This is a genomic window from Burkholderia sp. TSV86, from assembly GCF_001522865.1.
Classification (GTDB): Bacteria; Pseudomonadota; Gammaproteobacteria; order Burkholderiales; family Burkholderiaceae; genus Burkholderia.
Genome location: NZ_LOWB01000131.1, coordinates 25,576 through 52,363, shown reverse-complemented (window position 1 = coordinate 52,363; position 26,788 = coordinate 25,576). Strand labels below are relative to the sequence as shown.

Below are 26,788 nucleotides of genomic sequence, written 5' to 3'. Positions count from 1 at the left end.
TATGCCCGATTGCTCCGACGACGATTCGGTGGCGATCCGGCGACGAAACGAACCACGTAACCGGAATCGTTCCATCGCCCGGCCATCAGGCGATACCGGTCGACACAGGCGCAGCCGCCTGCCGCCGCGCCGCCGAACGCTTGACGAGCAGCGCGCCCGTGGCGATCAGCGCCGGCACCGCGAGCATCGAGAAAATCGTGCTGAATCCGAGCTGCGCCTGCAGCAGCAAGCCTCCCGAAAAAGCCCCCAGAATTCCCCCAAAGCGCCCGACGCCAAGCATCCATGCGACGCCGGTCGCTCGTCCGCTCGTCGGATAAAACGCAGCGGCGAGCGTGGGCAACGACGATTGCGCGCCGTTCATGCAAACACCCGCAATAAACACGACGGTCGCCAGTAACGCAAGATGTCCGGCCTGCCAGCCGATCATCCAGACAAACAGCGCGGTCAACGCATAGGTGACGGCGATCACGCGATGCGGCTCGAAGCGGTCCATCAGCCAACCGCATACGATCGCGCCGATCCCGCCTCCCAGCGGAAACAGCGCGGTGACGAGCGCCGCGTCGCGCACGGAAAAACCGCTGTCGCGAATCAGCGTCGGCAGCCAGCTCGTCAGCAGGTAATAAACGAGCAGGCCCATGAAGTAGGTGAGCCACAGCATCGCGGTGCCAGTGCGATAGCGCGGCGACAAGACGACGGCGGCTCCCGATCGCGCTTCGCCCTGTTCTTCAGGCAACACGAAACGCACTCGATCGAACGACACGCCCGGAGCGATCCTGCTCAGCACCGCAGCGATCCGGTCCGGACGCGCGCCGCGCAGCGTCATGAAGCGGATCGATTCGGGCAACGCAATCAGCAACGCGACACCGAGCACGAGCGGCGCGCTTCCGCCGACGACGAACACGCTGCGCCAGCCGTGCTCGGGAATCAGCGCGGCGGCAACCAGGCCACCGGCCGACGAACCGAGCGTGAAGCCGCAGAACATCGTATTGACGAGAAACGAGCGCTTCGCGCGTGGCGCGTATTCGGCCATCAAGGTTGTCGCGTTCGGCATGGCGGCACCCAACCCGAGCCCGGTCAGCAAACGCAGTATCGCAAGCTCGACAACAGAATTCGCGAATGCACAGCCGATGCTGAAGAGTCCGAACCATACGACCGACCCGACCAGCACACGCTTGCGGCCGATCCGGTCGGCCATCGGCCCCGCGGTGAGCGCGCCAAGCGCTAGGCCCACGAGCGCCGCGCTCATCACCGGCGAAAGCGCTGCCTTCGTCACATGCCATTGCTGGCCAAGCGCGGGGGCAACGAAGCCAATCGCGGCGGTATCGAAGCCGTCGGCCGCAACGATCAGAAAACAGAGAACTAGAATCAGCCACTGATAAGGCGAGAAGCGCTGCTCGTCGATAAATTGCTGCACATCGAGCTGGCGCGCAAAATCGGTCATGAATGTCTCCTTGAGTTGCCGTGGACGCTCGCCACGTCCTCTTGTCTCGTTGCCCTCTCACCACGCCGATTCGATGCCAGCGCTGGCCGTCGCACGCGGACGGCGGTTTCGTTCGGTATGCCGCCCACGCAAGCGGCCTCTACGGGGCCGTTGCGTTGCGCGCGGCGTCAAGCCGAGTAGGCCGACTTAGGCAGGCGCGTCCTCTTCACCGAAGATCCGCTGCGCGAGATGAAACGCTGAATTCGCAGCTGGCACGCCGCAATAGATCGCAGTCTGCAGCAGCACTTCTTTGATTTCATCACGTGTCACGCCGTTGTTCTTCGCCGCACGCAAATGCAGCGCAAGTTCCTCGCCGCGATTCAGCGCGACCATCATCGCGATCGTCAGCAGGCTGCGGGTGTGACGCGGCAACCCTTCGCGCGTCCAAATCTCGCCCCATGCGTATCGGGTGATCAAATTCTGGAATTCGTCAGTCAACTCGGTGCGGCTCGCAAGCGAGCGATCGACGTGCGCATCGCCGAGCACGGCGCGGCGCACGGTCATGCCCGCTTCGTAACGTTGGTCGTCATTCATGCCGAGACTCGCTTCAGGCCGTCAGAAAATCGATCAGCGCGCGGCTGAAATCGTCCGCGCATTCGATATTGGAAATATGTGCGCAGTCGAACTCGACATGCTTCGACCCGGCGATCGCCGCAGCGAGCGCGCGCCCCTGGCCGGCCGGCGTCGACTGATCGTGCGCGCCTGTCACAACGAGCGTCGGCACGGCAATGCGAGACACTTCATCGCGCAAATCGGCGGCATTCAATGCATCGCAATTCGCTGCGTAGCCGTTCTGGTCCGTGTGAACGAACACATCGCGGATCACATCGATCAGACGCGGCTCGCGCGCGAAGAACGCGGGCGTAAACCAGCGCTGCAGCACGGCGTCGGCGAGCACGGCCATCCCTTCGCTACGCGCCTTCGCCGCACGCGGCGCCCATACTTCAGGAGAACCGATTTTTGCAGCGGTATTGGCCAACACCACGCGCCCGATTCGCGCCGAATGCCGCGCGGCAAGCGCGGCGCCCGTGAGCCCGCCCATTGACACCCCGCAAAAATGCGCGCGTTCGGCGCCGATATGATCGAGCAAACCGAGCACGTCACCTGTCAGTTGCTCGAGCGTATATGAGCCGGCCGGCGCTTCCGAATGGCCGTGACCGCGCGTATCGTAACGCAGCAGATTGAAATGCTGCACGAGCGCGCCTACCTGCGGCGCCCACATCGACAAATCCGCTCCAAGCGAATTCGAAAACACGAGCCACGGCGCGTCGGCGCGCGCGGCGCGGTCGATCCGGTAATGCAGCCGTATTCCATTGACTGACGCGAAAGGCATCGCAATCTCTCCTTAGTGACGGCCCGCGTAAAGCGCGAGCACGGCGTCGACGTAAGTACGCGCTTCGCCGACGTAATGAGCGGGATCGAGCAACCGCCGCAATGCGTCGGGCGCCAGATGCGCGGTAACCTCCGTGTCGGCGGCAAGTACGTCGTATAGCGTACCGCCGCTCTGTACAGCCTCGCGCGACGCGCGCTCGACGAGATGATGCGCGTCGAGCCGGCCGATCTTGTCGCCGAGCGCAAGCATCACCGCTTCGCCGAGCACGAGGCCGCGCGTCGCGTCGAGATTCGCGGCAAGCCGCGCCGCATCGATCTGCAAGCCGGCGGCGATCTGCGCGATTTGCGCAAGCGCGCCGCCCGCAAGCCGCGCGAGCTCGGGCAGCGCCTCCCACTCTGCCTGCCAGCCGCCAAGCGCGCGTTCGTGCTCTTGCACCATCGCGGCGAATATGGTTGCAACGAGCCCCGGCGCCCGCACGGCCGCCGTCAGTACCGCCGCGCAACCGACCGGATTGCGCTTGTGCGGCATCGTCGACGAGCCGCCTTTGCCGGCCGCGGCCGGCTCGGCAAGCTCGCCGATTTCGGTTTGCATCGACAGCGAGATGTCACGCGCGATCTTGCCGAGCGTACCGATCAGCATCCCGAAATATCCTGCGACTTCGGCGATCCGGTCACGCTGCGTATGCCACGGCACGGCTGGCAGCACGAGCCGCAAGTCGTCCGCGAGCGAGCGGGCGACGGCAGGCGACGCATCGCGCAAACTCGCGAGCGTGCCCGTCGCGCCACCGAATTGCAATACGAGTGTCGTTCGGCGCAGCCCGTTGAGCCGCTCACGGTGACGCAGCAGCGTATCGAGCCATTGCGCGAACTTCAGCCCGAGCGTGATCGGCAGCGCTTGCTGCAGCCACGTGCGGCCGATCATCGGCGTATCGCGATGCGCGGCGGCAAGCGATGCGAGCTTCGCGCATGTATCGTCCAACAGCGGCTCGAGGGCATCGAATGAATCGCGTAATTGCAGCACTGTCGCGGTATCGATGATGTCCTGGCTGGTCGCTCCCCAATGCACGTACTTTGCCGCTTCGGCATCGTGTGCCTTCACGCGCGCAGTCAGCTGCTTGACGAGCGGAATCGCCAAATTGCCGCCAAGCGCCGCATCGCGCGCAAGCGCCTGCTGGTCAAGCGCGCCGGCAACGCACGCGGCCTCGATCGGCTGCACGGCGCTCGCCGGAATCACCTGATGCGCGGCGAGCGCGCGAGCAAGCGCCGCCTCGACATCGAGCATCCGCTGCAATGTCGCACGCGGCGACCAGATCGCATTGAACGATTCGATGCCGCAAATCAGGGAACTCAGGCGGGCGCTGTCTTCAAGCATGAGGTCGATCGGAAAATCAGAAATGAGAAATGCGCTTATTGTCCACCGAAGCGCCGGTTGTTGCGCGCTCGTGCGCGTCGGTGGGCGCGGGTTCGGCCTCCATGCAACGCCGCGCCCGCCTCTTCTGCCGCAAATAACGGCAGACGGCGGCAGATGACGCGCGCCTTCACATCACGCAGCAGCGGTTTGCGCCGCTTTCGCGTTGCCCGTCGCGTCAATCAGCAGCACGCCGGTCAGCCGCTGCAATTCGTCAAACGAAATATCCGCGAAGATCTCCCGCACCGCGAGCCCATCGCGTGTCACATCGAGCACGGCGAGATCGGTATAGATGCGATCGACGCAGCGCACGCCCGTCACCGGATACGAGCATTGCGCGACGATCTTGCTGTCGCCCTGTTTCGTCAAATGCTCCATCATCACGAACACCTGCTTCGCACCGATAGCAAGATCCATCGCGCCGCCGACGGCGGGAATCGCATCCGGCGCTCCCGTATGCCAGTTCGCCAGATCGCCTTGCGCGGAAACCTGGAACGCGCCGAGCACGCAGTAGTCGAGATGCCCACCGCGCATCATCGCGAACGAATCCGCGTGATGGAAGTACGCGCCGCCCGTCAGCAGCGTCACGTGCTGCTTGCCGGCATTGATGAGTTCGTCGTCCTCGTCGCCGGGCGCGGGAGCGGGACCCATTCCGAGCAGCCCGTTTTCGCTGTGCAGGAAAATCTCCTTGTCCGAATCGAGATGATTCGCGACAAGCGTCGGCACGCCGATTCCGAGATTCACATACGCACCTTCAGGAATGTCTTGCGCGACGCGCTTGGCCATTTCGTCGCGAGTCAATCGTTTCATCTTGTTCTCCTCGGGAATTCACGCGGCGTGGCCGGCATGCCCGGCGCACGCGGCCAGTTCGGCGGCATGCGCGGCCTGCGGCGCCTCGACGATCCGTTGCACGAAAATACCCGGCGTCACGATATGCTCGGGATTGAGTGCGCCAAGCGGCACGACGGCAGACACCTGGACGATCGTCGTCTTCGCGGCCGTCGCCATCACCGGGCCGAAGTTGCGCGCCGTCTTCCGGTAGACGAGGTTGCCCCAACGATCGCCTTGGAGCGCCTTGATGAGCGCGAAATCGGCACGAATCGGCGCCTCGAGCACGTAATGCTTGCCGTCGATCATGCGTGTCTCCTTGCCTTCGGCGAGCTTCGTGCCGTAACCGGTCGGCGTGAAAAAACCACCGATCCCCGCGCCCGCCGCCCGAATGCGTTCGGCGAGATTGCCTTGCGGCACCAGTTCCAGCTCGATCTCGCCCGCACGATACAGCGCGTCGAATACCTGCGAATCGGCTTGGCGCGGAAACGAGCAGATGATCTTGCGCACGCGCTTGGCCTTCAGCAGCGCGGCCAAGCCGGTTTCGCCGTTGCCGGCGTTGTTGTTGACGATCGTCAGGTCACGCGCGCCCTGGGCAATCAACGCGTCGATCAGCTCGGCGGGCATGCCAGCCGTGCCGAAGCCGCCGATCATGACCGTCGCGCCATCGTGAATATCGGCAACCGCCGCGTCGAGTGAATCGAAGATCTTGTTGACCATGTCTGTTCCTGATGCGAATCCGTGTGCGGCCCCGCGCGGCGGGAGCACGGCATGCGTTCACGGGCGGCGGCATACACCACCGCTTTTGTTCGAAATATGAACTTAGATTCGTTAAACGAACGATTGGCCAATCATAGGGATGCGTGCGCCAGCTTGTCAAGGCGCGTTGTCACCAGCGGCACTTAAGCCGCCGCATCGATCGAATACATCTTCGCCTTGTCGTCGAACGGCAAGCCGACATAGTTTTCCGCCAATGCCTGAGCGCCCGCGCTTGAATGTGTGACGTACTTCAGCTCGGCGCGCTTCAGACGGGCCACGAACGGTGAATCGTCGGCGCACGGATGCAGCATGTTCGTCATCCAGTACGAGAAATGCTCGGCGCGCCATACCCGCTCCAGGCACGTCGACGAATACGTTTCGAGCAGATCGTTGCGGCCGTCCCGGTAATGCGCGGCGAGCGCTTGTCCCAACACGCGAACGTCGGCAACCGCGAGATTCATTCCCTTCGCACCCGTCGGCGGCACGATATGCGCGGCATCACCGGCGAGAAAGAGCCGGCCGTATTGCATCGTCTCGGAGACGAAGCTGCGCATCGGCGCCACGCTCTTCTGGATAATCCGGCCTTCGGTTGGCGTCCAGCCGCTGTCGTTCGCGAAACGCCGGTGCAGTTCATCCCAAATACGCGCATCCGTCCATTCTTCGACGTTTTCATCAGGCCGGCATTGCAGGTACAACCGCGTCACGCTCGGAGAGCGCATCGAGAACAGCGCGAAGCCGCGCTCGTTATGCGCATAAACAAGTTCGTCGAGCGACGGCGGCGCATCGGCCAGGATGCCGAGCCACGCATACGGATAAACTCGGTCGAACGTGGCCAGCCGTTCGGTTGGAATCGTCTGGCGCGATATTCCATGAAAGCCGTCGCAGCCAGCGATATAGTCGCAATCGATCCGGCCCTCGCGGCCGTCCGTGTCCGTGAACGTCACCGACGGGCGCCCGGTTGCAACGTCGTGCAACGCGACGTCGTGCACGCCGAAATACAAGCGCTGACCGTGCTCGCACGCCGCCGCGATCAGATCGCGCACGACTTCATGCTGACTGTAGACGGTGATCGCCCGGCCGGGCGTCAGCTCACCGAAGTCGATTCGGTGACGCACGCCGTCGAACAGCAGTTCGATACCGCGATGAACGAGCCCTTCACGCCGCATCCGCGCCCCGAGCCCCGCTTCGTTCAGCGTATCGACTGTTCCCTGCTCAAGCACGCCGGCGCGAATCCGGTTCTCGCAGTAATCGCGCGAACGCGTTTCGACCACGACCGATTCGACGCCGCGCAAACGCAGCAGATGTGAAAGCAGTAAGCCTGCCGGTCCGGCGCCGATGATTGCGACTTGGGTACGCATGTTTGTCTCCTTGCCGATCGGAACGGGCTTTTAGCGCCCCCTCCGGTCGCATGCCTTGATTGACTGGGGTTTGCGCTTCAGCGCCCTGTGTCGATCAGAGTGACCGCTTCGGCACTGCCTCCGCCGTCATATTTCGCACTCCGTCTCACGCCAAGCCCAACGTTGATTGGATTGGCGGCCCCATTGTCCATACTCTCCCGACTATTCAACAAGACAATTCAATGGATAAGTTGTATACAAAATCCAGATAGTGCTCCCCTCGATGCCCAACCTCGATCTGAACCTGATTCCATACCTGGTTGCACTCGACGAGACGCGCAATGCAAGCCGCGCGGGCGAACTGCTCGGCGTCGGGCAACCGCGCGTCAGCGCCGCGCTCGGCCGGCTGCGCGCGCATTTTGGCGATCCACTGTTCGTGCGCACGGCGCGCGGCATGCAGCCGACACCCCGCGCACTCGCCCTGCTTCCCGCCGCCCGCGCCGCGCTCGAGAACATCGAGCGCGGTCTCGGCGCACCGGTTCAGTTCGATCCGGCCACGAGCACGCGCACGTTTTCAATCGCGCTGTCGGATGTCGGCGAGATCGTGTTTCTGCCGCGCTTATTGCAAGCGTTTGCTCAGCACGCGCCGCACGCGAACCTGCGCTCCGTGTCGCTGCCGCACCTCGAAGTCGGGCGCGCACTCGAAGACGGCGACGTCGACCTGGCGGTCGGTTATTTTCCCGATCTCGGCGGTGGCAACGTGTTTCAGCAGCGGCTCTTCACGCACCGCTTCATCTGTCTGTTGCGGCGTGGCCACCCGCTCGCCACGCAACCGCTCACGCTCGAGCGGTTTCTCGCGTGCGGCCACGCAGTCGTGCGTGCGGAGGGCCGCAGCCAGGAACTGCTTGAGCGGCACCTCGCGAAACATCGGCTGGTGCGGCGCGCGGTGCTCGAAACGCCTCACTTCATGAGCCTGCCGTTCATCCTGAGCCGCACTGATCTGATCGCCACCGTGCCGCATGCGATCGGCTACGCCTATGCGGCCGAGCACGCGGCAATCGCGCTCGTCGAACCGCCCCTGCCGCTGCCCCGCTTCGACCTGAAGCAGCATTGGCATCGTAAATTCCACAACGATTCGTGCATTGCGTGGCTGCGCGGCGTCGTCGCCGGCCTCTTCAACGATGCGCTGGATGAGTGGCCCAAATAAGCGCGGCCATGCGGCGGCGCACACGCAAGGCCAAAGCATGAAACAATGGCCGATCTGGCCGAGAGATCGGCGGTACATACACAGGGCACGACACATGGCTAAAGGAAAGACCGCGGACAAAGCCGCCACGCCGACTGCTCACCACGCAGCGGGCAAGACAGCCGGTAAAACGGCAAGCAAGCAGAAAACCCCCGGCGCGAGTCATGCGCGCTCGAATGCGGCCCGGCCCAGCCGGGACGACGCCGAAGCAGCCGTGCGCGTGCTGCTGCGCTGGGCCGGCGACGATCCCGAACGCGAAGGGTTGATCGACACGCCCGCGCGCGTCGTGCGCGCGTATGAGGAATTCTTCTCCGGCTACGCGCTCGAACCCCGCGACATCCTCGCGCGCACCTTCAGCGAAGTCGACGGCTACGACGAAATGATCGTGCTGAAAGACATTCGCTTCGAAAGCTATTGCGAACATCATATGGTGCCGATCATCGGGCGCGCGCATGTCGCGTATCTGCCGAATCATCGCGTCGTCGGCATTTCGAAGCTCGCGCGGCTCGTCGACGCGTTCGCGAAGCGTCTGCAAATTCAAGAAAAGATGACCGTTCAAATCGCCGACACGCTGTTCGACGTGCTGCAACCGAAAGGCGTGGGCGTGATTCTCGAGGCGGCGCATCAGTGCATCTCGACGCGCGGCATTCATAAACCGGGCGTCGAAATGGTCACGTCGCGGATGCTCGGCACGTTCCGCACCGATCCGGCGACGCGGCGCGAATTCCTGTCGATCGTCGCGAATCCTTCCGCTGTCAATCTGACGAACACCTGAATGCAGTCGATGCAGTCGAATCCCAATCCAGGCCCCGCACCTGTCGTACTCGTGACGGGTGCCGCGCGCCGCGCGGGCCGCACGTTCGCGATGCGCTTCGCGCAGCGCGGCTATCGCGTCGCGGTGCATTACGACCGGTCGGCCGATTGCGCGCACGATACCGTGCGCGCAATCGGCGCCGCGGGCGGCGAAGCTGTTGCGCTGCAAGCGGACCTCGCTCAGCCGGACGCGATCGTCGCGCTCGTCGATGCCGTCTATCGGCGCTTTGATCGTCTCGACGTGCTCGTCAACAATGCGTCGGTGTTCTGGCAGGACCACTTGCCGAGCTTCGATCTCGCCGCGTTCGATCAGTCATGGGCGGTCAATTGCCGCGCACCGGTTCTGCTCACGCGCGCGTATTACGAGCGAGCGAAAGCCACCGGCGCGCAAGGCGTCGTGATCAACGTGGTCGATCAAAAAATCAAGGAAAATTTTCATCGCGACCACTTCAGCTACACGGTCGCGAAGACGGCGCTCGGCAATCTGACGCAGATGCTTGCGCTGTCGGCGAACCCGGTGCTGCGTGTGAATGCGGTGTTTCCGGGGCTGATGCTGCCAAGCGACGACCAAACCCCGGCTGACTTCGCGCATGCGAGCCGCGCATCGACGCCGCTTGCGCGCATCGCAGGCCCCGACGATGTCGCCGATGCGATCCTGTTGCTGACGGGCGCTGCGTACAACGGCGTCGATTTCGTCGTCGATGCTGGACAGAATCTGATTCGCGTCGATCAGGACGTACTGTACAAGCACCGCTCGCCCGCCAGCCAGCGCTAGCGGGTTGCCGTTCACGGAACCAACAGGGGCCGCGACGGCAAGGGCTTTCGTCAATCCTTCTCGGCCCGCTCCCCTTCGCGAATCTTCCCTTGCGCGACGCTGCTGCCGGGCGGCACGCTATGCGTCAGCCACACGTTGCCGCCGATCACCGAGCCGCGGCCGATCGTCACGCGGCCAAGAATCGTCGCGCCCGCGTAGATCACCACGTCGTCCTCGACGACCGGATGCCGCGCGTTGCCCTTGACGAGGGTGCCATCACCATCGGCGGGAAAACTTTTCGCGCCGAGCGTGACCGCCTGATAAAGCCGCACGCGCTCGCCGATGATTGCGGTTTCGCCGATCACGACGCCCGTGCCGTGATCGATGAAGAAGCTCGAACCGATCTGCGCGCCGGGATGAATGTCGATACCGGTCGCGGAATGCGCGATCTCGTTGATGAAGCGTGCCAGGAGCGGCACGCCGAGCCGATAGAGTGCATGTGCGAACCGGTGATGCATCATCGCGCGCACCCCCGGATAGCAGAGCAGGATTTCGGTGATGTGCTGCGCAGCGGGATCCCCCGTATACGCTGCCTGGATATCGCTGACGAGCAGCGCGCGGATGGCGGGCAACTGCGTGCCGAACTCGCGTGCGATCTCGAATGCGCGCTCGGCCAGAACGGCGGACGGCGTTTGCGCATGCTCCGGCAGGAACGGCAGCGCCCGGCGGATCTGCTCGGCAAGCAAGCGCAACGTGCTCTCGAGCGTATGGCCGACGTAATAGTCGACGCTCTCGTCGGTCAAGTCGGGCGCACCATAATGCGTCGGAAAAAGCGACGCGCGCAGCCCGACGACGATCTTGCTTATCGCGTCATACGACGGCAGTTCGCGAATGCCGCGCGGATGACGCGTGCGATGCAGGCTCTCGCGCGATTCGCGCAATTCGGCGACGATCTGTTCGAGGCCCCAGTTTCGGGCAAATTTCGACATAGGCAAAAACGCATGGCCGCGCGCCGACGCGCGGCCACCGATAAAAGTGACGGGTTCCGCAAGATTACCGCGTTTTTGCCGCGTCAGCGGAATGCGCGCCAACGTATGCCGGGCCGCCTACCTCGTCGGACTGCTTGCGTCGATCCATCGGACGGCCCAATCGCGCGCATGCGCGATCGCTGCGTCCTCATCGTTGAAATGCAGGTCGGACGGGAAGAAGCGATTCGCAACTAGTTCGCCGTCGCTCGATCGGGAGATGACGACATATGGCTGAAACGAGCCGTCACTGGCACGCGCCGGCGCGCAATTCAACAGATAACCGCGATGCATGAATGCCGTAGTCGTAGAGTGCATAAGTCCGCCCACCTTCAGTCCCCTTACCTTCTTGTTCGCTACCCGTCCGTTAAGGATGCTGCGGTGCCCAATCCGGGCGGAAGCGGGTGCGCCGGATGTCGCGCACCGCTTTGCAGGAAAAGAATCATACTCTGTAGATAACGCGTCTTCTAGTTGAAATATTTATTAGGAAAACATAGCGCATGGCGCGGCTGCGGCGCTCGCACGTGCGCCTTTTCCTGTCGTGTCCGCAGCGGGTTTTGCCCGCCGCCGGACGCCGCGCCGCGGAGGTGACTGCGATGAATTCGTTCGAACGCACCATACCGGCGCCCGCCAACGCCGGGCGCCCCAATGCACGCATGCATCCGCGCAGCATTGAGCAATTCAACGACGCGACACACGACAGCACCGTCGATGCCGACGGCAAGAACCGCGAAGCAACCCGCATCGCGAACGGCGAGCCTATCTCGCCGGATCAGATCACGACGAGCAACGCGTCGCTCGTCAACGCGGTGCCGGAAACGCCCGACGGCTTCGCCGGTTTCGATAGCCGGCCTGGCGGCAATCATCCGCAGTTCGCATTGCGCACCGGCTATACGGTCATCGACAAAGGGTTCGACTCTGCCGCGCCGCTCGACGCGATTGCCGACGACGAACGCCCGCCGTTGCATCGACCGCTGCAACGGCCTGCGCGCATCGTCGAACTTGCGCCGGCTCCGCGCTGACCGCGACGGCCGGCCAGGCAGCCGGCCGCTGCACAGTGGCACCGCTGCATCCGCAGGTGCGCGAGCCGCGTTCGTTAGCCCCCCGGCATGACATGCGGCATCGGCGCCCACGCGTCGATTGGTCGCGCCGGCCGGCGTCAGCTATCGTTTATTTTGTAAAAGGACGGCGGCGGACGCAATCCGCCAAACAGCCGATCTTTCCCCGAACACGCCACGGAGACATCATGTACAAACGCATCCTCGTCGCGGTCGACGGCAGCGAAACATCCCGCCATGCATTCGACGCGGCGCTCGCGCTCGCGAAGGAGAACGCAGCGGAATTGCAACCGTACTACGTCGTCGAAAACGCCACGGTCTACTACAACGTTCCGGGCTACGATCCGGCACTGCTGCGCAATCAGCTGATCGAGCAAGGCAACGCGCTCGCGCAGGAGTTCACGCAGAGAATGCGGCAAGCCAACGTTACCGGAACCATGAAGATCGGCGAAGCCGAGACGTCGCTGGCCGATGTGCCGTCGCTGATCATCGAAGGTGCGAAAGCATTCGGAGCGGATCTGCTCGTGCTCGGCACGCATGGCCGCCGAGGCGTCAAGCGGCTCGTGCTGGGTAGCGTCGCCGAGCAGTGCGTCCGCCATGCGGTGCTGCCCGTGTTGCTGATTCCGGCCGCCGCCCATCAGCCGGCCAACCCGTAAAAATGCGCGCCGCAGCAAACGCGCAGATTCGCCGCAACCGGAATTGCGCGATGTGGCCAAACTCAGCTCGCGCGCGCTGCGGCATTGATCCAACCCACTGAACTTCAAGGCCCGTCCGTCATGCTCACGCCCGTCCCCCGCTCCGCCGCCGCTCCGGCTCACGCATCCGGCATCCGCACGCCGCGCCGGTCCGCGCAGTGCTCGACGTGTGCGATGCGCCACCTCTGCATGCCGCAAGGGCTCACGGCCGAAGCGCTTGCGCATCTCGAATCCGTGATATGCAGCGCGCGGACGGTGCGCCGCAACGAAGCGCTATTCCGCGAAGGCGACGCTTTCGACAATCTGTACGCGGTGCGCTCCGGATCGCTGAAGACGGTCGCGACCCGATACGACGGGCGCGAGCAGGTCACCGGCCTGCATCTTGCGGGCGAAGCGCTCGGCCTCGACGGCATCTGCGACGACGCGCATCCGCGCACCGCGATCGCGCTCGAAGACAGTTCGGTCTGCGTGATCCCTTACAGCGCGTTGAAGGCACTGTGCTCGAAAGCCAGCACGATGCAGTTGCGGATGCACAAACTGATGAGCGAGCAGATCGTTCGCGAAACGTCGCAGGCGATGGTGCTCGGCTCGTTGAACGCCGAAGAGCGCGTCGCGGCGTTCCTGCTCGACGTGTCGTCGCGCTACATGAAGCGCGGCTATTCGCCGACCGAATTCAATTTGCGAATGACGCGCGAGGACATCGGCAGCTATCTCGGGATGACGCTCGAGACAGTCAGCCGCACGCTATCGAAGTTCCACAAGCGCGGGCTCATCGAAATGCACGGACGGATCGTTCGGATCGCCGATTTCGAAGGCTTGCAGCACTTGTGATCCATCGCGCCGCGCTGTCACGTTTCTTTTACCGCAATCAATCGAGGAACAACGCGGCGCGCGCCTTGAGCGCCGCGCCGAACTCGTCGAGCCAGCCGATCGACAATCGCCAGCTCTGCCAGTAAAGCTCGATATCGATACTCTTGCCCGGCGACATATCGATCAGTTCGCCCGCGGCAATCTGGCGCTCGACCATCCGGTTCGGGCACATCCCCCAGCCCAGTCCCGCTTCGCATGCGCGCAGATAGCCCGCGACGTGCGGAATCCAATGTTGCGGCGGATCGAGATCCACGCGCGTCACGCGCCGGATGAAACGCGCCTGCAAGCTGTCCTTCGAGTTGAACATTACGCACGGCGCGCGCCGCAGCGCGTCACGATTCAGGCCATCGCTGAAATAGCGCTCGAAAAACGCAGGCGAACACACCGGGTGATAGCGTATCCGGCCAAGGCGCGTCGAGCGGCAGCCTTGGATCGGCTCGGCAAGCGCCGTCACCGCGCCTTGTACGCTGCCGTCGCGAATCCGCTCGGCGGTGTGATCCTGATCGTCGATCACGAGGTCGAGCAGCGTGCCGCTTTGCGCGCAAAACGGTCCAACCGCATCGATGAACCACGTGGCGACGCTGTCATCGTTGACAGCGACCCGCAGCGTCGGCCATGTGCCAGGCGGCGCATCGGGCGCCGCCGGCATATGCGATGACAGTTCTGCCTCGAGCATCCGCACGCGCTCGGTGTGACGGCAAAGGAGCGCGCCCGACGTCGTCGCGACGCATGGCTGCCCGCGCTTAACGAGCACGCTGCCGACCCGCTCCTCGAGCAGCTTCACGCGCTGAGACACCGCCGACGGCGATATGTTGAGCGCCTTCGCCGCCCGCTCGAACGAGCCCTGGCGGATCACTTCAGCAAGCGCATCGAGCAACGCGTAGTCGAGCATTAATTTTCCTTAATCAACATTAGCCAATTTAGCTTTGCTTATGTAAACGGATATCGGAGACTAGCGTCTTTCATTTCGTCAGTCCATCGAAGCTGCCGCAACCGCCATGAATTGGACCGCTTTTTCCCACGGCATGATGCTGTCCGCATCGCTCATCATCACGATCGGCTTGCAGAATGCCTTCGTCCTCAGGCAAGGCATCATGCGCTCGCACGTCGGCAAGATCGTGTTGATCTGCGCGTTGTCGGACATGCTGTTGATCAGCGCCGGGGTGGGCGGTGCGTCGGCGCTCGTCGAGCGTTATCCGGCCTTCGTTCATGCCGTGCTGTATGTGGGTCTCGCGTATCTCGCGTGGTTTGGTTTCGGTGCGCTGCGTCGCGCGCTCAAGCCGGCGCGCACGGCCCTCGACGCGGCGGACCCGGCCGCCGCGCAACCCGAGCAGCGCGCGTGGACGATCGTGCTGACGACGCTCGCGCTCACCTGGCTCAATCCGCACGTGTATCTCGACACGTTCCTGCTGATCGGCACGGCCGGCGCACGCGAACCCGAGCACGCACGCAGTGCGTTCGCGCTCGGCGCGATGGCGGCCAGCGCGATCTGGTTCGTCGGGCTCGGCTACGGCGCGCGGCTTCTTGCCCCTTGGTTCAAGCGCGCGTTCGCGTGGCGCGTGCTCGACGGCGCGATCGGCGGCATGGTGCTATTCGTCGCAGCCGCGCAGTTGCACTGAGCCATCCGCCCGGCTTGGCCGGTTGCGCCGGTTTCATTGCGCCTGGCCGTTGTCCATTCGACATTCATTCACGAATATGGTGCATGGCCGGCGCATGCCAGGCCCCATGCGCAAGCGCGATACGCGACACCCAATGCGCGCTGGCCGCGCAAACCGACGGCAGCCTGCCGGCCAAGCAATCACTCGCATCGCAGCAAGCGTCATGCGATTTCGATCGACGTCACATTACCGTTGCTCAATGGGCCCCGCCAGCAAGCCGGATCGCGGAAAAATTCGGGGAAATCTCAGATTGACCCGCGCGTATCGGCATGCTTTATTTCCACATCCTCAACATACTCGCGCACGACTCATTAAAAACTTCGCGGGTAAAAAAAGCAGTCTCGCAAACCGCTTGCTACTGAAGAGCGGGATACTCAAGGCGACGAAAAGCCGCGAAGAGCATTGCATCACTGGACCATCATGGAGAGAGACATCATGGCCTACCGCAACGCGTGGCGACTGCCACGATGGACCGCCAGGCTCATTGCGATCTGCACGCTGGCGACCCTCTCCTTCGTCACCCGCGCCGCTGTTCCCGCCGGCCCCAGCGCGTGGAGCAGCCAGCAAACCTGGGCCGCCGATACCGTCAACGGCGGCAGCCTGACAGGCTATTTCTACTGGCCGGCCACCCAGCCGACAACGCCCAATGGCAAGCGTGCGCTCGTCCTGGTATTGCACGGATGCCAGCAAACAGCGTCCGGCGACGTGATCGACGGCGCCAACGGGGCCGGATTCAACTGGAAAACCGTCGCCGATCAATACGGCGCGATCATCGTGGCACCCAACGCGACCGGCAATGTTTATTACAACCATTGCTGGGACTATGCGAACGCGTCGCCGAACCGCGCATCCGGACACGTCGGCGTGCTGCTGGACCTGGTCCGTCGCTTCGTCGCCAATTCGCAATACGCGATCGATCCGAATCAAGTGTACGTGGCAGGCCTGTCGTCAGGCGGCGGCATGACGATGGTGCTCGGCTGCATCGCACCGGACATCTTTGCCGGCATCGGCATCAACGCCGGGCCGCCGCCAGGCACGACCACCGCGCAAATCAGCTATGTCCCGCCCGGCTACACCGCGGCCACCGCAGCCAACAACTGCAAGACGTGGGCAGGCTCGAACGCCGGCCAGTTCTCGACCCAGATTGCCGGCGCCGTGTGGGGCACATCGGACTATACGGTAGCGCAAGGATATGGCCCGATCGACACGGCCGCATTGCGGCTCGTCTACGGCGGCGCGTTCACGCAAGGCGCGCAAGTGTCGATTCCCGGCGGCGGAGTCAACACACCGTATACCGACAGCAGCGGCCACGTGCGCACCCATGAGATCACGGTATCGGGCATGGCGCATGCATGGCCGGCCGGCGCCGGGGGCAACAATGTCAACTATGTCGACGCCACGCACATCAACTACCCGGCGTTCGTGATGGACTACTGGGTCAAGAACAATTTGCGCATCGGCCCGGTAACGACACAGCCCGGCGGCACGCCGACCGGCCTTGCTGTCACGGGTACGACCCAGACCACCGTTTCGCTGGCCTGGAATGCGGTCGCGAACGCCAGCGGCTACAACGTGTACCGCAACGGCGTGAAGATTGGTTCGACCGCCTCGACGTCCTATACCGACACCGGCCTGAACGCCGCAACGACCTATTCGTACACCATCACCGAAATCGATCCGAAGGCGGGCGAAAGCGCCCAGTCCTCCGCCGTATCGGCCACGACGCAATCGAGCTTTGCCTGCACCGCCACCACTGCCAGCAACTACGCGCACGTGCTCGCCGGGCGGGCGCACGATTCCGGCGGCATCGCCTACGCCAACGGCTCGAACCAGAGCATGGGATTGGACAACATCTTTTACACGACTACGCTCGCGCAAACGGCGGCGGGCTACTACATCGTCGGCAACTGCCCATGACCGTCAGCGTCGGCGGCTTTTCGAGGCCACGCCGCAAAAATGGCACGCATCGGCCGTTGCCGCATGCGCGTTCGTCGAATGCAACGCGCATCGTGCGCCGAGCCGCTCGCGCAAGCGTCGCTTCATGCAGTTCCGGCGACGTTTGCGACGATGGCACCGCGCACGTTCCACTTCGCCGTCATCGGCATGCCGGTGCTCATGCGGGCGACGATCGTCCGGCGGCTCGGCCCCAGGCACCCGCAGCCTGGCGCGCAGGGCCGAGCGCGGCAAACCGCCGGATCGCGCCCGGTCCGGCGCATCCCGAACTCATTCACGCGAATCCGCGAAAAATGCTGCGTTATCGCAGCGTGGTTTATTTGATTCGGGGAATTAGTGGCGAACCCTTGGCGCACCGAGCGTCGATTCGCGGGCAAGATCGACGAACGCGGCCAAATAATCGATCGACGCATCCGCGTCCCGCGTGCCCAGGAATATCTGCTTGGCGATGCCGCCCTTGCCGAGTTTGACCGGCACCACCGGCATCCGGTCCGAGTACTCGTCGGCGAGCCAGCGCGGCAGCGCCGCCACGCCGCGCCCGCTCGCCACCATCTGGAGCATGATGTCGGTCGTCTCGATCGCCTTGTGCCGCTTGGGAACGATGCCCGCCGGCATGAGAAACTGGGTGTAGATGTCCAACCGATCGGTTTCGACTGGATAGGTAATCAAGGTTTCATCCGCGAGCTGGGCCGCCTTGACATAGTCCACGCTCGCGAGGCGGTGCTGATCCGCCACCACCAGCACCTGCTCGTAGTCGAACACCGGCTCGAAGCGCAGCCCGGGCTTGTTCAGCGGATCAGGAGTAACGAGCACGTCGATGTCGTAGCCAAACAGCGCGCCGATACCGCCGAACTGGAAGCGTTGCTTGACGTCCACATCGACATCGGGCCAGCGCGCCAAATACGGCGACACCACTTTCAACAGCCACTGATAGCACGGATGGCACTCCATGCCGATGCGCAGCGTGCCGCGTTCGCCGTTCGCATACTGCTTCATCCGCGCTTCCGCATGTTCGAACTGCGGCAGCAGCCGGTTCGCGAGCGCGAGCAAATACTGCCCCGCCTGCGTCAGCCGCAAGCTTCGCCCTTGCCGATCCCAAATCGACGTGCCGAGCTGCTGCTCGATTTTCTTGACGGTATGACTGAGTGCCGATTGCGTGAGATACAACGCGTTGGCCGCCGCCGTCAACGACCCTTGGCGCTCCACTTCACGGATGATGACCAGATGAAACCGCTCCAGCATGGCTAGGACTCACGAAAAATTCACATGAACAAATTTAATGGATAAATGAAATAATGCCATTTTATTTCATGCTTCGAAAACCCTATCATGACCGCCGAATCCTTCAATTCCACTGCAAACGGCGGCTCTCATGGTCACGACACACAATCTCGGCTTTCCCCGCATCGGGGCGACGCGTGAGCTGAAATTCGCGCTCGAAAACTACTGGAAAGGTCAGGCTTCGCGCGACCAGCTCAAGACACTGGGCACACAATTGCGCCAGCGCCACTGGGACAATCAACAAGGTCTCGATCTGGTTCCGGTCGGCGACTTCTCGTTCTACGACCAGGTGCTCGACATGAGCTTCACGCTCGGCAACTTGCCGGAACGCGTGCAAGGCTTTCACGGCGACACGCTCGACAACTACTTCCGGGTAGCGCGCGGCCGCTCCGCGCAAACCGCGGAAGAACACGGCGCATGCTGCGGCGGCGTCGCTGCCGCCGAGATGACCAAATGGTTCGATACGAACTACCACTACATCGTGCCGGAATTCACCGCGACGACCCGTTTCTCGCTGGACGCCTCGCGGCTCGTCTCGCAACTGACCGAGGCCCGCGCCGCCAACGTGAACGCCAAGCCCGTGATCATCGGCCCCGTGACGTATCTGTGGCTTGGCAAGGCAAAAGACGATTCGGACCGCCTCGCACTATTGCCGAAGCTGCTGCCTGTCTATGCCGCGCTGCTCGACCATTTTGTCGCCCAGGGTGCCGAGTGGGTGCAGATCGACGAACCGGCGCTCGTCACCGAACTCGATCCCGCGTGGCAACAAGCATTCGTCACCGCATACGAGGCGCTCGAGACGCGGCGAGTCAAGCTGCTGCTCGCGACTTATTTCGGCTCATTGCGCGAGAATCTCGCGCTCGCGTGCTCGCTGCCGGTCGAAGGTCTGCACATCGACGCGATCAACGCACGCGCCGAAGTCGCCACGCTCGCTCGTCAATTGCCGGCGGACCGCGTGCTATCGGTCGGCGCGATCAACGGCCGGAACATCTGGAAGACCGATCTAGCCGCAACGCTCGACTGGCTCGAGCCGCTCGCGCAGATGCTCGGCTCCCGGCTGTGGATCGCGCCATCGTGCTCGCTGCTGCACGTGCCGGTGGATTTGTCGAGCGAACAGAAGCTCGATCCGGCGATCCGTTCGTGGCTCGCATTCGCGCTGCAGAAGCTCGACGAACTGAAGGTGCTCGCGTCGGCGCTAAATCACGGCCGTGCATCAGTCGACAACGAACTGGCCGCGAATGCGGCCGCAATCGAAAGCCGCCGCACATCGCCGCGCGTTCACAATCCGGCGGTCAAGGCCGCAGTCGACCGCATCACCGCGGCGCTCGGCCGGCGTCAGAGCCCATACGGCGCCCGCGCACCGAAGCAGAATGAACGGCTGAAGCTGCCCGCGTTCCCCACCACCACGATCGGCTCGTTCCCGCAAACCGGGGAAATCCGCCACGCGCGCAGCCAATTCAAGGCCGGCACGCTTGACGAAGCCGGCTACAAGGCCGCAATGCGCGCGGAGATCGCGCGCAGCGTCCGCGAGCAGGAGGCACTGGGCCTGGACGTACTGGTTCACGGCGAAGCCGAGCGCAACGACATGGTGGAGTATTTCGGGGAGCAGCTCGAAGGTTACGCGTTCAGCCAGTTTGGCTGGGTACAGTCGTATGGCTCGCGTTGCGTGAAACCGCCTATCCTGTTCGGCGACATCAGCCGCCCAAACGCGATGACCGTGGAGTGGATCGAGTATGCGCAATCGCTGACCAGCAAACCGATGAAAGGCATGCTGACCGGCCCCGTGACGATCCTCAACTGGTCGTTCGTGCGCGACGATCAACCCCGTTCGGTGTCATGCCTTCAGCTCGCGCTCGCGATCCGCAATGAAGTGCTCGACCTCGAGAAGGCCGGCATCCGCGTGATTCAAATCGACGAGGCGGCGCTGCGCGAGGGCCTGCCGCTGCGGCGCTCGCAATGGAAGGAATATCTGGATTGGGCCATCGAATCGTTCCGCATTGCCGCCAACGGCGTAGACGACGAAACCCAGATTCACACGCATATGTGCTACTCGGAGTTCAATGACATCATCGCGTCGATCGCAGACATGGACGCCGACGTGATCACGATCGAGACATCACGCTCGGATATGGAATTGCTCGACGCGTTCGATAACTTCAAATATCCGAACGAGATCGGACCAGGTGTCTACGATATTCACTCGCCGAACATCCCGACCCAGGAGCATATAGTCCAGCTCATGAAGAAAGCGGCCGAGCGAATTCCGGCGCAACGACTGTGGGTAAACCCGGACTGCGGACTAAAAACGCGCCAGTGGACGGAAGTGATTCCGGCGCTGACGAACATGGTGGCCGCCGCCAACACGCTGCGCAACCAGGTGCAGTAATCGTATTGTCCCCGCCGAGCGCGCATGGCGGGGCACTGCATTGCGCCCCAGGCCGGTGCATTCCAGCCTGGGGCGATTTATTTCGTCAAAAGATTTTCTTCCGGAGTGACGACAGTGCTCATCACGCCTCCGGCCATACAAAACGGCCATCCTGGAAACGGGGCCTTGACGGTACTCTTCGTTCAAACAGTGCTTAAACGATCCACCATCCCGCTTCACTTATTTACAGCGCATGCCCATCACACAATTCAGTCAGATACGTCATTGCACACCATCTGGAATTAATTACCACCAAGAAAGAGTGAGCGGATGAAATTGGCTGTCAATAGATCACGGATTTTTAATTTTTAGATTCCTCAAGCCAAGTCCGCTTCATCGCCTCGCTCCACCAATTCACTCATCTTGGCTATCTCGATAAAACGATGAACCGGTCATAATTTCTTTTCGCCGGCATCGCAAGCGCCGAGATTGATTTAAGTGCGTACAACCGCGGAATTGAAAACATTCCGAAAATTCACTCCCAGGTAGCGTTGACACCAGTGGACAGTGCGAAGAGAATCAAACAGGCACGCTGATACGGCCAACCGCTCGCCATTCAGTCAGCAACGGCATGGCAGCTGCGAACAACCCGAAACATTTGCCGTTCGCAGCATCGCTGCCAAATCGTCCGCAATGCCGGTTTGAAGCCGCGCTCCGAATCAGAAAAAGCAATGTACGGCGGCACTAGAAGCCCAGTCCAAGCATCCAAAGGAAGGCCAGACTATGCACCGAAACACCCATGCTGATTATGAGTTAGATTGCCACAGCAGACCGGGCTCGATACCTCTCCATTTATCGAAATTCGAATCCACCATTTTGGCTTGCTCTCCGGGTCTATTTCGCCCGGAGTCTTCCCCATATTTCCATACATTGCCATTCCACTCAAGCAACCGAATAACCCGTCGCGCCCCTTCAAGTCGATTACATTCATACCATCCACTGCGAATAGGTGCCACGTCAGCTGAAAACCACCGAGTTTTGTTCATCCCCAACATTCCTCTTATTGGCAATAACGATGCTGCCGTACATCCGATGCAGCCACTCCATATAGCATCCGGCTCCTCTCAGCAAACTTATATAAAAACGACGTTGCCGTCACCTGCCAATACCAACAGGATATTAATTATAAAAATTGGTTTCAGATCGGCCACCCTTTACTGACGAACCAGACCCCTGATAAATGATCAAGCCGGACATGAAAATTGACCATTAGCATTACGATATAATATTGCAAATTGTCGTAACTTCGCGGGCTACAATGAATATTCGGAAAAATCAATACGCATTGGTATCAAGTCGTACATCTGGATAAAATCAGCTGCCTGAATTCAGCCTTCAGCCATGAATCAGAACACTCCTCCAAGCCCCAAAGAGCACTGTCTCCTCGCCGATCGGTCATCCAATCCCACTCAGCCCGCCACGCTGTCCGAAAAGCGGTTTTCCCCGTCCAAGCTGGCGGCCCTGGCCGAAGTGGCGCTGGATTTGGGGTTGGACATGCGTGAGGTGCTAGCAGGCACTGGCCTTAGCGCCGAAGACGTTGCCAACCCATTCATTCTTACGTCAACGTTACAATTCTTGACAGCCGCACGTAATACGATCCGCCTATGTCCGCGTTCGGATCTGGGTGTGCAAGTTGGCAGGCTGCTCCACGCTTCAAGCTATGGGATGTTTGGCTATGCCGGGCTGTGCTCGGAATCCATGGCTGATGCGTTTAACTCGGCAATCAAATTTCACCAGCTTGCAAATGGCATGCTCGGCGTTAGCTGGAACCAGCAGGGCGACTTAGTATTTTGGAATTTTTCAGGTTGGAACGAAACGAAATTGCCTGAAATCGATGCGGATTTGTATCATTTTCTCGTCGATATGCAATTCGCATTACATGTGACAGTCGTCAAGGATATCATGGGGACATGGTGTGTGCCGGTACGTGCGGAATTTATGCGTAAGCAACCACCTCATGCGAAACTGTTATCCGAAACGCTCGAATGTCCGCTTCTGTTTGAACAGCCATGCAACAGAATCAGTTATCCGTCGGCATGGCTGCCACGTGTTCCGCAGCTCGCTCATCCGGTCACGGCAGCACAGGTCTCACTGCAATGCGCGCGCCTGCTGGATGAAATCCGTAATCAATCTGATATCACGCAGCGCGTCTATCAAATACTTACACGCACGCCGGGCAAATTCCCAGAGATCGATGCTGTCGCTAGCGACTTATGCATGACCGCCCGCACGCTGCGCCGCAAACTCGACGCTGCGGGAACGTCATATAACGAACTGCTGACAAGCGTGCGAAGAGCGCTGGCCATTGATTACCTCAGTACAACCACACTGAGCATCGAAGACATCGCATTCTTACTGGGATTCAGTGATGCAGTGAGCTTTCGGCATGCATTCAAGCGTTGGATGGGAATAACCCCGAATGATATCCGCCGTAATCGAGAAAAATGGATCAACAGCGTGGAAGCCATGAACAAGCCGGAGTAATCTTCCTACGCAATCGCCATTCTTCCCGGCGAGAACTGCCTGCCGATACTCATGTCATCTCCCGCTTATCTCTCCGTAAAATGCATACGGGTCGACTTCTCAAAAAATCGAATTAATGATGGAAATGGTCATTTTTTTTGACCGTCTCCATCATTTTTGTAGCCCCCCTGGTGATCCATATTTAACCTGTCGAATCAATTTAATGCTTTACAAGCAATACATCGAGAATGCCATGCCTATCAGCATTAACGAAGATGGATCATCAACCCATACGAATCAATATTGCCGCGTTCAGCCGTCATCCAAGCGGATTGCGAATATTTTGGGCCGTATTGCTTCATACTCGATTCGGGCTTCGGCTAACTTAATTACTGCTTACCACGATAAGTCGGGGCGCCCCGTATAGCGGTGCTTCGCCCGCTTAAAGCGGTTCAAGCATAGGCGGTGGATATAAGTGCGCGCATGGAACAAGCCGTTCGACAGGTAAGAGAGACAGGCTATTCATTTTCGGCATACGGCTCTTGAAGCTGACCGCCGCCGCGATGTTTGACTTGTGCGCACGATGGGCTGTGCGCCAACACACCGAGTTCGCGTATCGGTTCACAATCCGGCATCGTCGACAAGGCAATCGCCCGTGACAATGTCGACTGTCACCTGCCCCGGGCATATCGAGCTGAAATGCGTACAGTCATTTTGGCAACTTATCCCCGACAGCATCATGCATACCCAAGCGCTCCTGATTCTCGCAGCGAGGTCTATCTATCGACGAGCCTGCTGCCAATCATGCTCGCGATATTGACGGTCGATCGTGAATCGTGGATTCGCAGAGCGGCACGAAAAGTATCAGCATTCGATCTGCCCAACCGCCTTATCATCCATCCGCAATGAAACCTATCGTAAAAATCACCGACTTCAAAAGCGTATGAATAGATCAAGCTCTCAAATCATTCACCGCGTCACTTACCATAAATTGCCCATACAAGCCCATCTCGATATTTATTTTCGTTTCACACGAAAATAAATTCATGAGCCAACATTTGGAATTTTAAAAGCACAATCCAAGATGGATCTTTTAACGGCAATGCGTGTTTTTGTCAATGTGGCGGAATTAGGCAGCTTTGTGCGCGCCGCGAAATGCATCGGAATTTCAACCGCTGTGGCAACACGACATATCGTGGCACTCGAAAATCGACTCGAAACCTGCCTTATCTATCGAACCACCCGCAGCCTTTCTTTAACGGAAGCTGGTTCGAAATATCTGATTAGCGCGCGGCAACTGCTGGAAGATCTCGAAAAAATCGAGGAAGAAATTTCCTCGACCAGTCGAGGGCCGATCGGAACTTTGCGCATAGCTTCGTCTCCGGGCTTTGCTCAGCATTGCCTCACTCCGCTCCTTCCATCATTCATGACGACATTCCCCAATATCTCCCCTGACCTGACGATCACGGAAAGACAAGTGGATTTCATCAAGGAAGGATTTGATATAGGAATATTAACGCCTCAACAAATACGCCATCCCAGCACGGTAACCCGCCCCATCACTAACATCCGCATGATTGCGTGCGCATCGCAACAATACTTAAATACGCATGGAACTCCACATTACCCGGTCGAATTGGAAAAACACTCGGTTCTCGTACTATCCAACTTATATTCCAACGGGAATAAATACAAATTCACGCATAAAAACGAAACTCATCAACTCAAGCTTTCGAGCCCGGTTTTAACCAATAACGATGAAATTATTCGTCATCTTGCACTACTAGGGTTCGGCATCGCGATATTACCGGAATACACGGTCGATCGAGATATTGCGCTAGGAAATTTGCAGGGAATATTGTCGAACTACGAGCTACCCAACCTCGAAATGTATATTGCGTACCCCAATCGTCAGCATATGCCAATTAAGGTTCGCTCGTTTATCGATTATTTACTTGCCAATTTCAATGAATGACTGCAATGGGCCCGGCAGAATTCCGCGGCAAGCTTCCCGATTAATGATGAAATGTAATACACGGGTCACGGGCAACCATTATTACCGGCCGAAGGCAACTCCGGGCGGCGTCGGCAAGTTATCTCGAATTGATTTCGCCTGGAACAATGGCCAATCCGGGGTCACGTCAACGCGAGATCAAAACGCTCCAGGCGTGGCTCGATACGCTTGGCATCGACCCACGCCTGATTGTCTTGTCGATACCGTCGTCACGCCTCGAGGAACGCCAGCAAATCCGCATTGACCTGGTCGGCATGCGTCACACAAATGCCGTGCGAGCCGCCCGGATACACTTTCAGCGTTGCTTGTTTGATGATCGCCGCGGACAAGCGCGCGGACGCGTCGATCGGCACAATCTGATCGTCATCACCGTGCAAGATCAGCGTCGGCACGTCGATTTTCGTCAAATCCTCGGTATAGTCGACTTCGGAAAATTCGCGCACGCACGCGTACTGACCAAGTATCCCGCCCGTCATCCCCTGCGCCCAGAATGCGTCGATCGTGCCTTGCGACACCTTGGCACCCGGCCGATTGAAACCGAAGAACGGCAACGCGAGATCTCGGTAGAACTGCGAGCGATTGTCCGCGACGCCCTTACGAATGCCGTCGAACACATCCATCGGCAGACCGCCCGGGTTCGCGTCGGTCTTCAGCATGATCGGCGGCACTGCACCGATCAGCACAACCTTCGCGATGCGTTGCGAGCCATGTCGGCCGACATAATGCGAAACTTCACCGCCGCCCGTCGAATGGCCGACGAGCGTCACGTTGCGCAAATCCAACGCGCCAATCAAGGCGGCGAGATCGTCCGCATACGTATCCATGTCATTGCCCGCTGCCGGCTGCGCGGAGCGGCCGTGTCCACGGCGGTCGTGCGCGATCACCCGATAGCCACGCCGTGCGAGGAACAGCATTTGCGCGTCCCACGCATCTGCGTTCAGCGGCCAGCCGTGCGAGAACACGACCGGGCGCCCCGAGCCCCAATCCTTGTAGAAGATTCGCGTGCCGTCTTTCGTCGTGATCGTGTCCATCCAAAGGCTCCGTATCGATGAGTAAGTGATAGGCAATCGGCACGACGCGCGCCGATCGGACTGCGGGTCATTTGTCGCGGCAGTAGGCTGCCTGGATCATGCCGTTCGGGATTTCTTCGGCACAGCGTAACAATCGGCGACGAGCCGGATGCGAAGTGCGTCAACTATCCATGCATGGCGTGTCGACCGCCGCACGCGCCGTGTTTAGCGTGCCATCTTGCGCTGCATCAGCTTACCCGCATTCGAGCTTTCCGTCCGGCGCCACCACGTCCGCCATGCATTCGGGCTGAGGCGAGCACCGCCATGCTCGGCACGATGCCGAGTACTAAGTCAACGCCGTTGGTCATGACGACGGCGT

General features: G+C 60.8%; 23 protein-coding genes. 11 read left to right on the top strand and 12 right to left on the bottom strand.

Going from position 1 to position 26,788, the window contains the following annotated elements; genetic code table 11:
• Window positions 1-85 precede the first annotated feature (85 nt).
• The 7 genes from WS68_RS24255 to pobA form a co-directional block, all read right to left on the bottom strand.
• Entirely contained in the window at window positions 86-1,441 is a 1,356-nt protein-coding gene (locus tag WS68_RS24255) for an aromatic acid/H+ symport family MFS transporter (RefSeq protein WP_059573265.1), read from the bottom strand.
• A 186-nt stretch (window positions 1,442-1,627) separates the two neighbouring features.
• Window positions 1,628-2,014: a 4-carboxymuconolactone decarboxylase gene (gene pcaC / locus WS68_RS24250; protein WP_059519481.1), complete on the bottom strand. Its 387-nt coding sequence runs from the start codon at window positions 2,012-2,014 to the stop codon at window positions 1,628-1,630.
• Window positions 2,015-2,027: 13 nt separating this feature from the next.
• Entirely contained in the window at window positions 2,028-2,813 is a 786-nt protein-coding gene (gene pcaD / locus WS68_RS24245) for a 3-oxoadipate enol-lactonase (RefSeq protein WP_059573264.1), read from the bottom strand.
• Between the two features lie 12 nt (window positions 2,814-2,825).
• The gene (locus WS68_RS24240) at window positions 2,826-4,184 is read right to left on the bottom strand and encodes a 3-carboxy-cis,cis-muconate cycloisomerase (RefSeq protein WP_059573263.1); all 1,359 of its coding nucleotides are present in this window, start codon (window positions 4,182-4,184) and stop codon (window positions 2,826-2,828) included.
• Window positions 4,185-4,355: 171 nt separating this feature from the next.
• Window positions 4,356-5,030: a CoA transferase subunit B gene (locus WS68_RS24235; RefSeq protein ID WP_059573262.1), complete on the bottom strand. Its 675-nt coding sequence runs from the start codon at window positions 5,028-5,030 to the stop codon at window positions 4,356-4,358.
• Between the two features lie 18 nt (window positions 5,031-5,048).
• Complete coding sequence (locus WS68_RS24230; protein WP_059573261.1) at window positions 5,049-5,768, bottom strand: 3-oxoacid CoA-transferase subunit A; 720 nt, start codon at window positions 5,766-5,768, stop codon at window positions 5,049-5,051.
• Window positions 5,769-5,950: 182 nt separating this feature from the next.
• Window positions 5,951-7,165: a 4-hydroxybenzoate 3-monooxygenase gene (gene pobA / locus WS68_RS24225; RefSeq protein ID WP_059573260.1), complete on the bottom strand. Its 1,215-nt coding sequence runs from the start codon at window positions 7,163-7,165 to the stop codon at window positions 5,951-5,953.
• 262 nt (window positions 7,166-7,427) lie between these two features.
• Here pobA and WS68_RS24220 point away from each other — a divergent pair, with 262 nt between their 5' ends.
• The 3 genes from WS68_RS24220 (at window position 7,428) to WS68_RS24210 (ending at window position 9,978) form a co-directional block, all read left to right on the top strand.
• Window positions 7,428-8,351, top strand: coding sequence for a LysR family transcriptional regulator (locus WS68_RS24220; protein WP_059573259.1), 924 nt, complete (start codon window positions 7,428-7,430; stop codon window positions 8,349-8,351).
• 94 nt (window positions 8,352-8,445) lie between these two features.
• Window positions 8,446-9,165 carry a GTP cyclohydrolase I FolE gene (folE, locus tag WS68_RS24215; RefSeq protein WP_059573258.1) on the top strand — a complete coding sequence of 240 codons (720 nt, stop codon included), beginning with the start codon at window positions 8,446-8,448 and terminating at the stop codon, window positions 9,163-9,165.
• Window positions 9,166-9,174: 9 nt separating this feature from the next.
• Entirely contained in the window at window positions 9,175-9,978 is an 804-nt protein-coding gene (locus WS68_RS24210) for an SDR family oxidoreductase (RefSeq protein ID WP_059573290.1), read from the top strand.
• Between the two features lie 50 nt (window positions 9,979-10,028).
• On the opposite strand, the gene epsC is transcribed toward WS68_RS24210, so the two are convergent.
• Entirely contained in the window at window positions 10,029-10,946 is a 918-nt protein-coding gene (gene epsC / locus WS68_RS24205) for a serine O-acetyltransferase EpsC (protein ID WP_059573257.1), read from the bottom strand.
• Window positions 10,947-11,063: 117 nt separating this feature from the next.
• Window positions 11,064-11,300 (bottom strand): hypothetical protein, encoded by a 237-nt coding sequence (locus tag WS68_RS24200; RefSeq protein ID WP_059573256.1) that lies wholly within the window; start codon window positions 11,298-11,300, stop codon window positions 11,064-11,066.
• Between the two features lie 269 nt (window positions 11,301-11,569).
• Between WS68_RS24200 and WS68_RS24195 the strand changes: the two genes are divergently transcribed.
• The 3 genes from WS68_RS24195 to fnr all read left to right on the top strand — a co-directional run bounded on the left by WS68_RS24195 (window position 11,570) and on the right by fnr (window position 13,566).
• Window positions 11,570-12,004: a DUF3005 domain-containing protein gene (locus WS68_RS24195; RefSeq protein WP_059573289.1), complete on the top strand. Its 435-nt coding sequence runs from the start codon at window positions 11,570-11,572 to the stop codon at window positions 12,002-12,004.
• Window positions 12,005-12,228: 224 nt separating this feature from the next.
• Window positions 12,229-12,696, top strand: a complete 468-nt coding sequence (locus tag WS68_RS24190) for a universal stress protein (protein WP_059573255.1) — start codon at window positions 12,229-12,231, stop codon at window positions 12,694-12,696.
• A 120-nt stretch (window positions 12,697-12,816) separates the two neighbouring features.
• Window positions 12,817-13,566, top strand: coding sequence for a fumarate/nitrate reduction transcriptional regulator Fnr (gene fnr / locus WS68_RS24185; RefSeq protein ID WP_059573254.1), 750 nt, complete (start codon window positions 12,817-12,819; stop codon window positions 13,564-13,566).
• Window positions 13,567-13,603: 37 nt separating this feature from the next.
• Here the strand turns inward: fnr and WS68_RS24180 are convergent, their stop codons facing one another.
• Window positions 13,604-14,497, bottom strand: coding sequence for a LysR family transcriptional regulator ArgP (locus WS68_RS24180; RefSeq protein WP_059573253.1), 894 nt, complete (start codon window positions 14,495-14,497; stop codon window positions 13,604-13,606).
• Window positions 14,498-14,603: 106 nt separating this feature from the next.
• Here WS68_RS24180 and WS68_RS24175 point away from each other — a divergent pair, with 106 nt between their 5' ends.
• Entirely contained in the window at window positions 14,604-15,224 is a 621-nt protein-coding gene (locus WS68_RS24175; protein WP_059573252.1) for a LysE/ArgO family amino acid transporter, read from the top strand.
• 474 nt (window positions 15,225-15,698) lie between these two features.
• Window positions 15,699-17,180 carry an extracellular catalytic domain type 1 short-chain-length polyhydroxyalkanoate depolymerase gene (locus tag WS68_RS24165; RefSeq protein WP_059573250.1) on the top strand — a complete coding sequence of 494 codons (1,482 nt, stop codon included), beginning with the start codon at window positions 15,699-15,701 and terminating at the stop codon, window positions 17,178-17,180.
• A 369-nt stretch (window positions 17,181-17,549) separates the two neighbouring features.
• Here the strand turns inward: WS68_RS24165 and WS68_RS24155 are convergent, their stop codons facing one another.
• On the bottom strand, window positions 17,550-18,458 hold the full coding sequence (locus WS68_RS24155) for a LysR substrate-binding domain-containing protein (protein ID WP_059573248.1): 909 nt from the start codon (window positions 18,456-18,458) through the stop codon (window positions 17,550-17,552).
• Window positions 18,459-18,588: 130 nt separating this feature from the next.
• Here WS68_RS24155 and metE point away from each other — a divergent pair, with 130 nt between their 5' ends.
• The 3 genes from metE (at window position 18,589) to WS68_RS27040 (ending at window position 25,360) form a co-directional block, all read left to right on the top strand.
• Window positions 18,589-20,883 carry a 5-methyltetrahydropteroyltriglutamate--homocysteine S-methyltransferase gene (metE, locus tag WS68_RS24150; protein ID WP_059573247.1) on the top strand — a complete coding sequence of 765 codons (2,295 nt, stop codon included), beginning with the start codon at window positions 18,589-18,591 and terminating at the stop codon, window positions 20,881-20,883.
• A 1,380-nt stretch (window positions 20,884-22,263) separates the two neighbouring features.
• A complete protein-coding gene (locus WS68_RS24145) occupies window positions 22,264-23,406 on the top strand; it encodes an AraC family transcriptional regulator (RefSeq protein WP_059573246.1) in 1,143 nt (380 codons plus the stop codon).
• A 1,063-nt stretch (window positions 23,407-24,469) separates the two neighbouring features.
• Window positions 24,470-25,360, top strand: coding sequence for a LysR family transcriptional regulator (locus WS68_RS27040; protein ID WP_082710282.1), 891 nt, complete (start codon window positions 24,470-24,472; stop codon window positions 25,358-25,360).
• Between the two features lie 248 nt (window positions 25,361-25,608).
• Here WS68_RS27040 and WS68_RS24140 read toward each other — a convergent pair whose 3' ends face one another.
• Window positions 25,609-26,430, bottom strand: coding sequence for an alpha/beta fold hydrolase (locus WS68_RS24140; RefSeq protein WP_059573245.1), 822 nt, complete (start codon window positions 26,428-26,430; stop codon window positions 25,609-25,611).
• Window positions 26,431-26,788: the final 358 nt, after the last annotated feature.